General features: G+C 67.4%; 12 protein-coding genes. 1 reads left to right on the top strand and 11 read right to left on the bottom strand.

The features are described 5' to 3' along the window. Positions 1-25: 25 nt before the first annotated feature. From rpiB to C2L80_RS14215, 7 genes are all read right to left on the bottom strand, one after another. Positions 26-466 (bottom strand): ribose 5-phosphate isomerase B, encoded by a 441-nt coding sequence (rpiB, locus tag C2L80_RS00105; protein WP_087195404.1) that lies wholly within the window; start codon positions 464-466, stop codon positions 26-28. 112 nt (positions 467-578) lie between these two features. Then, positions 579-2,075: a glycerol kinase GlpK gene (glpK, locus tag C2L80_RS00100; protein WP_087195405.1), complete on the bottom strand. Its 1,497-nt coding sequence runs from the start codon at positions 2,073-2,075 to the stop codon at positions 579-581. Beyond that, positions 2,072-3,220, bottom strand: coding sequence for an alpha/beta hydrolase (locus C2L80_RS00095; RefSeq protein WP_087195406.1), 1,149 nt, complete (start codon positions 3,218-3,220; stop codon positions 2,072-2,074). The genes glpK and C2L80_RS00095 overlap by 4 nt, the downstream gene beginning before the upstream one ends. Before the next feature lie 3 nt (positions 3,221-3,223). Further along, complete coding sequence (locus tag C2L80_RS00090; RefSeq protein ID WP_239938609.1) at positions 3,224-3,877, bottom strand: L-threonylcarbamoyladenylate synthase; 654 nt, start codon at positions 3,875-3,877, stop codon at positions 3,224-3,226. A gap of 28 nt (positions 3,878-3,905) precedes the next feature. Continuing rightward, positions 3,906-5,459, bottom strand: a complete 1,554-nt coding sequence (locus tag C2L80_RS00085; protein ID WP_103262369.1) for a hydantoinase/oxoprolinase N-terminal domain-containing protein — start codon at positions 5,457-5,459, stop codon at positions 3,906-3,908. After that, positions 5,460-6,563, bottom strand: a complete 1,104-nt coding sequence (locus C2L80_RS00080) for a DUF917 domain-containing protein (RefSeq protein ID WP_087196907.1) — start codon at positions 6,561-6,563, stop codon at positions 5,460-5,462. Next, the gene (locus tag C2L80_RS14215; protein WP_191383536.1) at positions 6,560-6,889 is read right to left on the bottom strand and encodes a hypothetical protein; all 330 of its coding nucleotides are present in this window, start codon (positions 6,887-6,889) and stop codon (positions 6,560-6,562) included. Before C2L80_RS14215 ends, C2L80_RS00080 begins: the two co-directional genes overlap by 4 nt. 1,380 nt (positions 6,890-8,269) lie before the next feature. Here C2L80_RS14215 and C2L80_RS00070 point away from each other — a divergent pair. Further along, positions 8,270-8,953: an alpha/beta fold hydrolase gene (locus C2L80_RS00070; RefSeq protein ID WP_087196911.1), complete on the top strand. Its 684-nt coding sequence runs from the start codon at positions 8,270-8,272 to the stop codon at positions 8,951-8,953. Between the two features lie 94 nt (positions 8,954-9,047). Here C2L80_RS00070 and C2L80_RS00065 read toward each other — a convergent pair whose 3' ends face one another. From C2L80_RS00065 to C2L80_RS00050, 4 genes are all read right to left on the bottom strand, one after another. Next, positions 9,048-9,701 carry a TetR/AcrR family transcriptional regulator gene (locus C2L80_RS00065; protein ID WP_087196912.1) on the bottom strand — a complete coding sequence of 218 codons (654 nt, stop codon included), beginning with the start codon at positions 9,699-9,701 and terminating at the stop codon, positions 9,048-9,050. Between the two features lie 189 nt (positions 9,702-9,890). Continuing rightward, complete coding sequence (locus C2L80_RS00060; protein WP_087196915.1) at positions 9,891-10,268, bottom strand: cytochrome c3 family protein; 378 nt, start codon at positions 10,266-10,268, stop codon at positions 9,891-9,893. A gap of 3 nt (positions 10,269-10,271) precedes the next feature. Then, positions 10,272-11,966 carry an FAD-dependent oxidoreductase gene (locus tag C2L80_RS00055; protein WP_087196917.1) on the bottom strand — a complete coding sequence of 565 codons (1,695 nt, stop codon included), beginning with the start codon at positions 11,964-11,966 and terminating at the stop codon, positions 10,272-10,274. A 538-nt stretch (positions 11,967-12,504) separates the two neighbouring features. Beyond that, entirely contained in the window at positions 12,505-13,839 is a 1,335-nt protein-coding gene (locus tag C2L80_RS00050) for a redoxin domain-containing protein (protein ID WP_092198678.1), read from the bottom strand. Between the last annotated feature and the right edge of the window lie 30 nt (positions 13,840-13,869).

The raw sequence follows: 13,869 nt of genomic DNA, 5'->3' as shown, positions 1-13,869 counted from the left end.
CGGCCCCTGCTGCGGGGCCGCCGGGTCACTCGTTTTCGAGAGCGGCGATCTTCTCCACGCGACCTGCGTGGCGGCCGCCGCCGAACCCGGTGGAGAGGAACGCGTCCACGATCTCGCGGTTCGTGGCCAAATCGACGAAGCGGCCCGAGACGGCCACGACGTTCGCGTCGTTGTGCTCGCGCGCGAGGGAGGCGAACACAGGGCTCGTCACGTTGGCGGCGCGGATGCCGCGCACCTTGTTCGCGGCCACGGCCATGCCGATACCCGTGCCGCACACGAGCACCCCGCGCTCGGCTGCGCCTGCGGCCACATCATGCGCCACGAGCGCGGCGAAGTCGGGGTAGTCCACGCGCTCGTCGCTGTCGGGGCCGCGGTCGGTCACCTCGTGGCCCTCCTCTTCCAGATACGCCTTCAGCGCCTGTTTCTGCTCGAACCCCGCATGATCGCTCGCGATGCTGATCTTCATGCGCGCAACCCCTCTTCCCTCGTCTCGTCGTTTCCGTCATCTACGCCTGCCGTTTGGCGCCGTCCGTCACGCCGCCGGGCGCTTTGCGGCCTTCCCCGCCGGACGGCGAGCCTCAGCGGGTCATCGTCCGTCCCACGGCACGCGACCAGCCGTCCAGAAGCCGCGCGCGGCGCTCCTCTCCCATCCGCGGCTCGAAGCGATCGCTCGCGAAGGGCAGATCACGCAGCTCTTCCGCGTCCCGCCAGAACCCCGCGGACAGCCCCGCGAGGAACGCCGCGCCGAGCGCCGTCGCCTCCGTATTCTGCGGACGGATGAGCGGCGTGCGCAAGATGTCGCTTTGGAACTGCATGAGAAAACCGTTCGTCGACGCGCCGCCGTCCACGTTCAGCTCGCGCAGCGGCACGCCCGCGTCGGCCTCCATCGCCACGACGAGGTCATACACCTGGTACGCCAGCGCCTCCAGCGCGGCGCGCACCACCTGCGCGCGCGACGTGCCGCGCGTGAGGCCCAGTATCGCCCCGCGCGCCTCGGCGTCCCAGTGCGGCGCGCCCAAGCCCGTGAACGCGGGCACCACGTACACCCCGCCCGTGTCGGGCACGCTTTCCGCCAGCGCCTCCGTCTCAGCCGCCGCGTCCACCAGCCCCAGCTCGTCGCGCAGCCACTGCACGAGCGCGCCCGCCGCAAACACGCTGCCCTCCAGCGCGTACTCCGGCCCCGCCGCGCCCGGCGCGCTGGCCGCCAGCGTGGTGACGAGGCCGTGGGCCGAGCGGCACGCCTCGCCGCCCGTGTGCATGAGCAGAAAGCAGCCGGTGCCGTAGGTGTTCTTCGCCTCGCCCGCCGCGAAGCAGCGCTGGCCGAACAGCGCCGCTTGCTGGTCGCCCGCCACGCCGCGGATGGGAACGCCCTGCACCACGGCCGGGTTCGCCGTCACGCCGAAGTCGCCCGAGGAGGGGCGCACCTCGGGCAGCATCGAGGCGGGGATGTCGAACAGCTCAAGCAGGTCATCGTCCCAGCAGCCGCGGTGGATGTCGTAGAGCAGGGTGCGGCTGGCGTTCGTGGGGTCGGTGGCGTGCACCGCGCCGTTCGTGAGCGTCCACACAAGCCAGCTGTCCACCGTGCCGAACGCGAGGCGCCCAGCCCGCGCGTCGGCGCGGGCGCCGGGCACGTTGTCCAGCAGCCACTTGATCTTGCTGGCTGAGAAGTAGGCGTCGGGCACAAGGCCCGTCTTGTCCGCAATGGCGCGCGCCGCGCCCGCATCGCGTGTGATCGCCTCGATGAGCGGCGCGGTGCGGCGGCACTGCCACACGATGGCGTTGCCCACGGGCCTTCCCGTCTCGCGGTTCCACACCACGGTGGTTTCGCGCTGGTTTGTGATGCCAATGGCGGCGATGTCGCCGGGGCCGAGGCCGTGGGTCACCGTGAGCTCGGCCAGCGCGCCCAGCTGCGAGGACAGGATATCGCTCGGCGCATGCTCCACCCAGCCCGGCTGGGGGTATATCTGCGGAAACGGGTTCTGCACCGCGTCAACCGCGCGCCCCTGCGCGTCCACCAGCACGGCGCGCGAGGACGTGGTGCCCTGATCGAGCGCGATCACGTAGCGGGCGGTCATGAGGCGGCCTCCTCGGTCTGCGCGGCTTGCGCGGCCTGCGCGAAGAGGGCGTCGGCGATAGCGCGCTCGTTGCACCCTTCGCGCACCTCGTCCCGAGTCTTCTCGCCGTCCTGCCATGCGGTGGGGCACGCCTCGGCCCAGTGGCGCTGCCCCTCGTGCTCGGGATAGCGCGCGGCCAGCCGCGCCTCCGCCCAGCCGGCGATGTCCGCGAACGCGAAGGCGCGCCCCGGCTCGTTCAAGATCTCGTGGCGCATGCCCTTGTAGCGGATCGTGCGCACGTCCCTCATGCCGATGGCGCGCAGCAGCTCCGCGGCAGTGAGCATGCTTTTGCCCCAGTCGCCGCCCACAGGGTCGTCCCAGCCGGAGACGAACAGCACGGGCACCTGGTAGCCGGGGGCAGCGTGCATGAAATCCACCACCTCCTCGGTGAGGTCGGTGAGCGCGGCGTAGCCGCCCACGGTGAACATCGCGCCGCACAGCGGGTCGGCCCGGTAGGCGTCCACCACGGCGGGGTCGGTGCACAGCCAGTCGAGGGGCATACGCGCGCCCTCGATGCGCTTGCCGTAAGCGCCCACGCCCATGCGGTCGAGCAGCTTGCTGCGGTGGCGCTCGCCCTTGAAGCGCGCGATGAGGTGCGCGAGCGCGTTGCCCAGCCGGGAGGTGGCCTTCGACGGATGGCCCGTGCCGCACAGGATGGCCGCGTCCACCCATGGGCGATGGCGCGGCAGGTAGGCGCGCGCGATGAAGCTGCCCATCGAGTGACCGAACAGGACGTACGGCGTGGAGCAGCCGTCGTAGCGGCCGTCCACCAGCCGGCGCATCCCGTCCACGTCGGCCAGCAGGATGTCCTTGCCGCCTTCGAGCGGGATATGGCCCAGGTCGTCTGCCGCAGCGGCCGTGCGGCCATGGCCCACGTGGTCCTCGCCGCACACGACGAACCCGCGCCGGGCCAGGTAGCGCGCGAACTCGTCGTAGCGGGCGATATGCTCGGCCATGCCATGGACGATCTGGAAGACGGCACGCGGCGGGACGGTGCCCGAAGCCACTTCGGGAAGCTGCCACACAAGACCCTTGATCTGGGTTTTCCCATCGGATGAGGGGTATTCCACCTCTTCGCGAATGATGCCTTGATCGGCAGATGCCATAGCCTATCCCCTTCCTTCCCCGTTCGGTTCCGCAAGCAACGCCTCGATGGCAGAGAGCGGGATGGCGCCCTCGCGCAGGATGCGGGGAGGCGCGGTCGTGCAGTCGAGGACGGTGGAGGCACAGCCGCTCGGCGCGCTTTCGGCCCCGGCCCCGCGCGCAATCCCGAAGGCGTCCTCGCCGCCTCCCTCCCACACAACCGCGGCCGCACGGGCAGCCAACGCGCTGTCCACCTCGGAAAACGTGCGCGGGGCGGGGGTGCCGGACGGGTTCGCCGACGTGGTGGCCAGCGGCGCACCCGCGGCGCGGATGAGGGCGAGGGCGCGCGCGTCGTCCGGCATGCGCAGCCCGATGGTGCCCGCGGCCGAGCGAAACGCGGGCGGCACCGCATCCGAGGCGCGCACGATGAGCGTGAGCGGCCCCGGCCAGAACGCCGCGGCCGCAAGGCGCGCGATGACGGGCACGTCGCAGCCGTAGCGGCAAAGCGCCTCCGGGCCGTCCACGAGCCACGCGATGGGCTTGCCCTCGTCACGCCCCTTCAACGCGTACAGCGCGCCCGGCCCGTCCGCGGCGTTCACCGCCACGCCCAGCCCGTACACCGTGTCCGTGGGAAAGATAGCCACCTCTCCGCGCCGCAGCGCGCACGCAGCTTCGTCCAACGAACAGGATTCCATAGAAAGCCCCCGATCAGCTTGACAAATCCCCCGCAGCCTTCACCTTCACGCGGTTCGTGCGGCCGGGGTAGTACTGAAGCGGCACGTCCTCCGCGTCGACGACCTCCACGGTCTCGCGCACCGCGCCCGCCGCGACGGCGGCCTCGACGGCGGCGGCGCGCGCGGCGGCCAGCGCCTCGTCGCGCGGCGTGACGTCGTAGTCCACAAGCGCCTCGTAGGCGCCGCTCACCTTCGAGATGGCGCTGCCGATGGCGTTCGCGCAGCCGGAGTGCGCGGGCTTCTCCACCTGCGAGGTGCCCGCCAGATCGGTGGGCAGGATGATGCAGCCGCCGCCCACCAGCACCGCGTCGACGGGGTCGCTCGTCACCTTCATCGCGTCGACGGCGTCCTCCACCAGCTCCCGCATGGCGGCAAGCGCCTTGCGCGCCAACTCCTCATCCACCCCCGCCACGAGCGACGCGTCCCCCACCTCGGCCATGCCGAGGCGCACGGCCACGTCGGTGGCGGTGAGCGTGTCGCCGCCGAACACGAGCGCCCGCTTCGCGATCTCGTAGCCCACCGAGTCGGGCCCCACGCTCACGCTGCCGTCGTCGGCCACGCGCACGATGGAGCCGCCGCCCAAACCGACGCTCACCACGTCGGGCATGCGGAAGCTCGTGCGCACGCCGCCGATGGTGACCGCCACGCCGCTCTCGCGCGGGAATCCATGGCTCAAAACGCCCAGGTCGGTGGTCGTGCCGCCCACGTCGATGACGACGGCGTCGTCTATGCGCGACAGATAGCTGGCGCCGCGGATGGAGTTCGTCGGCCCGCACGCGATGGTGAGGACGGGGTATCGCCGCGCGTGCTCCATCGTCATGAGCGTGCCGTCGTTCTGCGACAGGTACACCTCGGCGTTCTCCACGCCCTTGTCGGCCAGGCCCTTCGCGAAGCCCTCGGTGAAGCGCCGCGCCACGCCGTGGAGCGCCGCGTTCAGGATGGTGGCGTTCTCGCGCTCGACGAGGCCCATCGATCCGATCTCGCTCGAGATGGACACGTGAACGCCCCCGCCCAGCACCTCGCGCGCGATCTCGGCGGCGCGCAGCTCGTCGTCGTCGCGCACGGTGGAGAACACGCAGCTGATGGCCACGGCGTCCACCTTGCCGCGCACGCCCTCGAAGAACGCGCGGCACGCGGCCTCGTCGAATTCCGCCAAACGCTTGCCGTCGTACTCGAAGCCGCCCTCGATGATGGCGGAGTCCACGCACACCGCCGCGATGTCGGCGTCCCAGTCCACCATGGGCGGGATGCCCACCGACGCCGGCGCGCCGATGCGCAGCACGGCGATGGGCGCGAGGCCATTGCGCTCCACGATGGCGTTCGTGCACTGGGTGGTGCCGAGCATCGCCTGCCCGATGAGCGCGCGGTCGACGCCGCTCTCCTCCAGCACGGCGTCCACCGCGCCCATGATGCCCTCGTAGATGTCGCCCGACGTGGGCCTTTTCACGGCGGCCACCACGTTCAGGCCCTCGTCGATCAGCACGGCGTCCGTGTTCGTGCCGCCCACGTCGATGCCCAGCTTGTACATTCACGCCCCCTTCCGCGCGCAGCGCTCTTCGACGGGAATGTAATCGGCATCGATGCCGAAGTAGCGCGGGCCCACGAGCTCGATGCCCGCCGGCGTGCGCCACATACCGAAACACTCGAGGCCCACCGCCAGCACACGCTTGCCGTACTTGAGCGCGTCGGTGGGCACGGGCGTGAACGTGTCGGGGTCCACCAGGCAGATGAGGTCGGGCACCGTCGCCACGATCTCGCCGTCCACCGTGCAAGCTAGGTTCTCGTTCTGGAACTCCACGCTGGCTTGGCTGCCGCGGTCCTCGCCGATGCCCTCGAGCACCACACGGCCGAAGTTGAACGCCCCGCGTGTCTCGCGCAGCACATCGACGATCTTGCCCTTGAACAGCTTGTGGCCGCCCGTGAACTGCAGGAAGTACTCCTCGGGCGTGAGGCCGGCAGCCGCCGCGCCCTCCTTCGCCGTGCGAATGGCGCGGCCCAGCTCCTCCGAGCGCGTCACGATGCCGTGCACGCCGTACTTCTTGCAGGTGTCGGCGTCCATGCAGAACAGTGCGATGGTCAGCGTGCCGCCCATGGTCATGGTGGCCGCGCGGGCGATGTCCTCGGTCCACTTGTTCGTGATGGTGTCGAGGATGCCCGAGTTGCCTTTCTCGTCGATGAACGCCATAGGCGTGGCCGACGCGCCGCCGATGGTGAACGTGACCATCTGCAGCTCAGGGAACGCCCGTCCCATGCCGTCGGCGTCCACCATCGGGATGCCGAGGCGCGCAGCCGCCGCGATGGGCAGCATGGAGTTCACACCGCCAGCCTCCATGGGCATGGTGGCGTACACGGGCTTGCCGAAGTAGCGAGACACCATGTCGAAGAGCTTCGCGAACTCGCTCGCGCCCACGCCCTTCTCGGCGAGGATGGTGGGCGCGCCCATGGACGCGGCCGGCATGATGAACGCGCCGTCGGGAACCTCGTCGGCGCTGATGAGCTCCACTTCGCCGCATTCCTTCACCGCGCCGATGGCCGTGAGCTTGCCGATGTAGGGGTCGCCGCCCCCGCCCGCGCCGAGGAGCGCCGCGCCCAGCGCGATGTCCTCGATCTCCTGAATGCCAATCTTCCTCATGCCCGTCCTTCCCGTATGTCATCCGCCGCGCCATGTGCGGCGCCGTTCGCTTCGATAGCCTCTCTTGCTGCGAGCGCGCCGCTTGCCGCATCCGAGCCGCACGCGTCGCCCATGGCATGTGCGGCGCGCGCATCGCCTGCAGCGCACGCGCCATCCGCGCCATCCGCGTTGCGCGCAGCGCCGTCTATGATAGCCGATTGCGCACCTGCAGGCCGCCTGAACGCGACGCTTCCGGCAAAACGCTCGCCGCCCGCAGCGCGATACGCCAGCACGTACACCGCCATGGCCGCGACGATGCCGTTCGCCGGCCCGACGAAAAACGGCATGTCGAGCGCCTCCAGCAACGTTGACAAAGCTTTGGACAGCGGACCGGCCCGACCTCTGATGATCCCGATTTGACGACGAGAATCGCCCGAAACGGTGCGAGCCTCGTCTTATGCACAGGTCCTCGCGGAATTATCGCCGAGGCTTGGACGCCGAATGTGCGCGCAAAGATGCTTTCCCAGATCGCAATTTGACGAAGGCGTTGCGACTATGCGAAAGACGCGACCCGCGCCACTTCGCGACGGTTCTGCCATCAGAGCGTTTACGGCACGCAGACGCACGTTTCGCCGCCAATCTGTCCAGCGCTTCTGTCGCAGATGCGGCAGAACCCCAAGCCTCGCATGGGCGCGCTTCGAAAAATCTCCAGTGCGAGTCGACCGAGAACGCCAGCGTCCACAACACCGGTTTGATGGCGCTGCAGCAATTCCCCTACACGATGCTCATGCGTCTGCGACCATCACGGATCGGAGGATCAAAGCGCTTTCGGCAGGACACTCACCCGCCACGTGCAAGCAAGAGGCTCGGCCTTCGTTAAGCCAAGATCGACACGGGCTAGGTCGGCCCGTCGGACGAAGCCCCGTCGATGCCGCAGAAGGACCCGCCCGTCGAGCGAGCGGAGCCTCCCGAAGCGCTGACCTGAGGAAGCTCGGCTCGAGATTCGGAGAATGTGAGGTCGCGTCAACGGCGGTTTTGCCAGAAAAGCGTCGATGCAGTAGCACAAAATGACGGTTAAGAACGATTTTCCAACGAGATCTAATTTCGCGACCTGGTGTTTCTCCAAAAACGCTCCTATAAGAAGCGGAAAATCGTTCTTAACCGTCATTTTGTGCTAGATATCTTCCCTGTCTCTGTTAAACCAAAATTGATATAGGCCAGATCGGCCCGCCGGGCGAGGCCCCGCCGGCGCCGCAGAAGACCCCGCCCGCCCGGCGGGCGGGAACCCTCCGAACCTCCGGTCAGAGCAAACCCGACTCAAGGTTTAGCGAACAAGAGTTCGTGTCAATCCTGGTTTAACATAGACATCTTCCCTCCCAGCCGCTGTTAGGCCAGGCTCAACAAAGACGAGGCTCTTTTTTGGCCACGAAACCGCGCTCTGGCACAAATCGGCTCCATTCCGACAGCGCATCGACCTTGCCGAAATTGCCGACCTGGGCTTTCGTTGCGGGAAAGCGCCCTTTTGGGACGAAAACGAGCAATCGCCGTGCCAGAGCACGGTTTCGTGGCCATTTCCGCGCGCTTTCGCAACATGCGCAGCCGCCGCAGACGCGCGCCCGACGGCGCGCCGCCGAACGACTTCCGTGCGCAACGCCCGTGCACCTGCTATCATCGAAGCGAATGCCCGCCCCGAAGCGCAGGCGGCACCGAGCGGACGAAAGGCGCGCATGGACATCGAACTGCACTGCGAGGAAACCGGGGGCGGCGAGCCGCTCGTCCTGCTGCACGGCAACGGCGAGGACGGCACCTACTTCACGCACCAGATCGCGCACTTCTCGCAGCGCTTCCGCGTCCTGGCGCTCGACACGCGCGGCCACGGAAAATCGCCGCGCGGGGAGGCTCCCTTCACCATCCGGCAGTTCGCCCGCGACTTGCTGGCGTTCTTGGACGCGCGCGGCATCGAGCGCGCGCACCTGCTCGGATTCTCCGACGGCGGCAACATCGCCCTCGTGTTCGCGCTCGCCCACCCCGAGCGCGTGGGAAAGCTCGTCCTCAACGGCGCGAACCTGAACACCCGCGGCGTGAAGCGCTCCGTGCAGGCGCCCATCGAGCTGGGCTATCGCATGGCGCGCCTGTTCGCCGGCCTCAGCGCGAAGGCCCTCGCGAACGCCGAGATGCTGGGCCTCATGGTGAACGACCCGAACGTCGCGCCCGAGGAGTTGGCCGCACTCACCGCGCCCACCCTCGTCATTGCAGGGGAAAACGACATGATTCGCGAGGACCACACCCGCCTCATCGCCGAGCGCATCCCGAACGCGCGCCTTGCGTTCGTCCCCGGCGACCACTTCGTCGCCGCCAAGAACCCCGCAGCCTTCAACCGCGAAGTCGAGCGCTTCCTGCTGGAGGCATAGGCGCAAGCGCAGACGCAGGAGCAGGGCGGCCCCGACACCCGCCGCACGACCATCTTCGCGGCGATTTCCCGACGCCCACCCGCCCATTCGCCCGCTATTTCGGAGTGCGCCACTCGCACGGATCGGGCGCCGCGAGGCCCCGTACGCCCATGATGATCATCTCGATGCCGTTTTGGAACGACTCCTCCGAATAGGCGGTGCGCACCACCCGCTCCCATGTGGGAAGGTTGTCGTCAATGCCATCGGGCGAGATGGCGCGGCGCATCCGCTCCGTCGTGATGGCATTGGAGTCGAACCCCGTCAAAAACGCGTCGATCATGGCCCACGCTTTGGTCAGCACGTCTTCGGGAATGCCCTGGGCAAGATGCAGCCCCACGATCTTGCGCGTATGCGCGGCCAACCCGCGATACGACGCGCTTGGATCGAGATCGATGTCGTACATGTTGGGGTGAGCGCAGAACTCGCGATGGATTGACGTCATCGTGCGCCGCATCGTATCGTCCCAACGCTCACCGGGAACCGGATCGGTGTCCATAGTCCCCATGAAACGCTCGAGCACTGCGGCAAGAACCTCCTCGCGCGACGAAAAATGCGCGTAGAACGCCATAGCCGACACTCCCAGCTCTGCACCAAGCGCGCGCATCGTGAACGCGCGCACGCCTTCCCTATCGATCATACGGTAGGCGGCTTCGACGATGGCTCCCCTCGTCAGCGATCGTTTCGTCGGGGGCTTCGGCTTGCTTTCCATTCAGGACGTCCTTCTTCGCGGCGGCTCGCTTCATGCCCGCCAGTATACGCGCACCCGAAAGCCGCATCGGGTCGGCTCCTCCCCTCACACGAAAATCAACGCAAACGCGACGCGGGCGCCTCGGGAGCGCCCGCGTCAAAAGGAACGGGATCGGGACGCCTGCGCAAACGCGTCGCGCACGGCGCGTCCTCAAGCCCCAGGGTTATGCGGCCAGTCGTGGCAGTGCATGCACTGATTGTCGGTGATCTCCCTGTCTTTCGCATGGCAGTTCACGCAGGAGCTGTAGCCGCCGTGAATGGAATCGTGCGGATTGCTGTCGCCGTAGTCGGCGGTTTTCTCGGCAAGCGCCTCGTAGCTGCCGCCGTGACAGGACAGGCATTGCTCGTCGGACACGTACGCGCCCGTTCCGTCGCCGGCCACCTGGGACGTTGCGGCCGAGGAACCCGACGACGAGCCTTTGACGGAATCGGCGGTTTTCGGCGCGCATGCCGCCAGCCCCATCGCAAGGCCCAGCGCAAGAGCCGCCGCACACACGGCGCCGAGCGTGGATCGTTTGACGTTCAACATGGGTTACGCTCCTTTCACAGCGTGCTCGGCGGCCACGTAGCCGAACGTGACGGCGCGGCCGATGGACGTTCCGGGAATGTGGCGCGGGTAATTGCCCGCAAAGAACCCACCCGATGCGTTCCCGACGGCGTACAAACCTTCGATGACCTGGTCGCCGGTGTCGAGCACGCGGCAGCTTCCGTCCACCATCAAGCCGCCCACCGTGGCCAGAATGCAGCTGTTCGTGGTCAGCGCGAAGAAACGCGCGCCCGAAAACGGAATGGTGCCTGCAAGGTCGCGGTTGAAGTCCTCGTCGACGCCGCGCTCGAAGAAGCCGTTGTAGCGCTCGATGGTGTCCGCAAGGCCTTGCGGGTCGATGCCGCACGCCTTCGCAAGCTCTTCGGGCGAGGAACCCTCGAACAGCCAGCCCTTGCCTTTGAACTCCTCGACGGCGTCTTCCATGCCTTCGAACATGGTCTCGTCGAACACCTGCCAGCAGTTCTTTCCGTAGCCGGGCTGGGCGTTCTGCGCGTTGGACACGCTCTGGAACGGAAGGTCCTCGCGCACGAAACGCTTGCCGTCGCCGTTCACCATGATGGCGAAGTAGATGGCGTTCCAGGTGCGCGCGTCGTAGAACGAGTCGGGGTTGCCCCAGCGGAAGTTCATGACCGGCTGCGGACAGGGGTCCATCTGAGCGCCCACCTTGATGCCCATGAGGTGACCGTCGCCCGTGGTGCCCCAACCGGGATTCCACCAGCTCGACGTGGCGTAGTCCTCGGGACGCGTCCAGGCTTCCATGAGCTCGGGGTTCGCGTCGTAACCACCCGTGGCGAGAATGACGCCCTTCGCAGCATCGAGCCGGATGTACTCTTCACCGCTTTTGGCAATGACGCCGGTCACGCGTCCGTTGCCGCCTTCGCGCACAAGCTGCACACCCGGCGTGTTGAAGCGCAGATCAAGATTGTCGTAGGTCTTCGCGACCTCCTGCATCTCCAAACACACGTAGATGCCCGAGTAACCCGAGCGCACATCCGCATCGGACGGCAGAGAGGGGCTGTCGTAGAAGCCGAGCTCCGTGTCGATGAGCGGCGTCGTGGCTGGCATGCCGTTCGTGGACGGGGCCTCCTCCACCTTCGAGATGACGAAGCCGCTCTCGCCTTTGTCGAGCATCTCCTGCCAGAAGTCGGTCGCCTCGCCGGAACGGTCGACGTAGGTGCGCGCCGGCTCGGGGCGAGTGCGCCAGTACGCGCTGCGGTACAGCTCGTCGAGCAGCGCCGTCTTGTCGATATCGGTGCCCTCCTGGCACTTCGCGTTCACGGCGCCGAAGCACTCGAAGCAACCGCGGCCCTTCGACATCTTCTCGATGCAGACGACCTTCGCGCCCTCCTCGGCCGCCTTCAAGCTGGCCGTAAGCCCGCCGATGCCGGCACCCACCACGACGATGTCGAATTCTTCAGTGCGCGCAATCTCGCTCGCGGCGATGTCGCGCTCTTCAAAGCCGATCGGGCCGCGCGGACCCGGACATGCGGCCTTCGCGACGGGCACGAGGTTCGTGTCGCACGCAAGCCGGCGGTACATGTCGGATTGCGCCTCGCCCGCAGACGCATCGTCGGCAAACGCCACGCCCGCTGCGCCGAACGCGCCGAACGCCCCTGCAGACAAGCCGGCAAAACCGACGCCCTTAAGAAACGAGCGGCGCGATACGTCGGTTCCTCCCATGATCTCCTCCTTCTTTCGCGGTCCTCCCCGGAACGGCTCCCCCGGAACCCCTCGGGATGCGTATAACTTTACGCTGTAAATTTAGAGTAGCGCATTTTCTTTACACTGTAAAGTAAACAGATGCGGGAAATTCTTGCGAAGCATGGCGTGTGAAGCACAGCGTGAATGCGAAGTGGAAGAAAGCACCCGAAACGCACCACTGCCCGAGTTTCCCCAGGCGGTGAGCGAATGTTTCACGTGAAACATTTGTTCTTGCCGCTCGTTTGGCCCACTGCCGCCGACGAGCGTTCCAGACGAAGCGGCAAACGACGGCTTATGACAACGGGCCCGAACAAGCCGCCTCTCAAGCAAAAAACGCCAAACGCCTTTTGTCACGAAACGCGAGGCGTAGAAAACTCACCGCTTCATGCGGAACACGCGCGCCTCTCGCCGCCTACGCTTTTGCGCGGCGCCTCGCAAACCGCGCGCAGACCGATCCACATTGAGACGGCCCGCCCTGCCAAAGCCAGCAAACCGCGCGGCGGGCTCAACGCTCCCGTTACTTCTGCTCGCCGGCCAGCGTCTGCTCCACGATGCTCTCCATCATGTCGGCGGTGAGCATGCCGCTCACGTAGCCGAACACGTTGCCGTCCGCGTCGATCATGAACGTGGTGGGAAACGCGCTCACGCCATAGGCGGCGAACAGCTGGCCCGTCGTGTCCATGAGCACCGGATACGTGATGCCCTCTTCGTCGATGAACGCGCGCACTTCGGACTCGCTCACGTCGCTGTTTCGCGGATGCTCGTCGGTTTTGGGGTTGGCCACGCCCAGCACCACGAGATCGCCCTCGTTGCGGCCGCGTTCGGCGTACAGCGCCTCGATGTCGGGGGTCTCGCGCTGGCACGGGCCGCACCACGTGGCGAAAAAGTTGAGGAACACCGCCTTGCCGCGGTAGTCGGATAGCCGATGCTCGACGCCGTTTTGGTCGACGAGCGCAAGGTCGGCCAACGGCGCGGCCACAGCCTCCGATGACGCGCCTTCGGAACCGGAGCCGGATCCCGACGCGCCCGCGCCTCCCGCATCGCCCCCGGCGGCCCCGCCGTCCGCAGCATTGCCGCCAGCGTCCGCATCTGCCGCCTCCTCCTGCGCGGCCGGCGCCGCGCCGAACGACGACAGATAGCTCGTCACGCCGTTCATCCACCCCGTCACGGTCATGACGCCCATGACGATGAGCAGCGCGCCGCCCACCTTCACCGTGTACTTCACCACGTTGCCGTGCGCGCGGAAGAACCGCAGCACCGCGCCCGTGAACAGGCCCATCGCCAAAAACGGCAGCACGAACCCGAGCGTGTACACACCCACGAGCGCATACCCCGTCCAAGCCGACGCGCTCGACGACGCCATGAGCAGCACGCTCGCCAGCACCGGGCCCACGCACGGCGTCCACGCGAAGCTGAACGTGAAGCCCAGCACGAGCGCCACAAGCGGGTTCATCGCGAAGCGGTCAAGCCGAAACGGCAGCCGCCGCTCGGTCTCCACCGCGCGCGCCTTGCCGAACGCGCCCAGCATGTACAGGCCGAACAGCGCCATGATGATGCCCGCCACCACCGAGAACGCGCGCTGGCTGCCCGTGAAGAACTGGCCGAGCGCCGTGAACCCGAAGCCCAGCAAGAAGAACGCGAAGCTCACGCCGACGACGAAGAACACGGTGTTCACGAGCACCTTCGCACGCGGATACTCGATGGCGCCATCGTCGCGCACCTGCGCTGTGCCGCCGGCAAGGTAGCCCACGTACAGCGGGATGAGCGGCAGCACGCACGGCGAGAAGAAGCTTAAAAGCCCCTGCACGAACACCGTGAGCGCAGAAACGCTCGTCTCGAGGGAAAAGCCCATGCGATCTCCTTGTCCGTCGTCGGGCGCCGA

This window comes from Rubneribacter badeniensis, assembly GCF_002899695.1.
In the GTDB taxonomy this organism is placed as follows: Bacteria; Actinomycetota; Coriobacteriia; order Coriobacteriales; family Eggerthellaceae; genus Rubneribacter; species Rubneribacter badeniensis.
The sequence above is the reverse complement of the archived record's forward strand: the minus strand, read 5'-3'. Positions and strand labels throughout refer to the sequence as shown.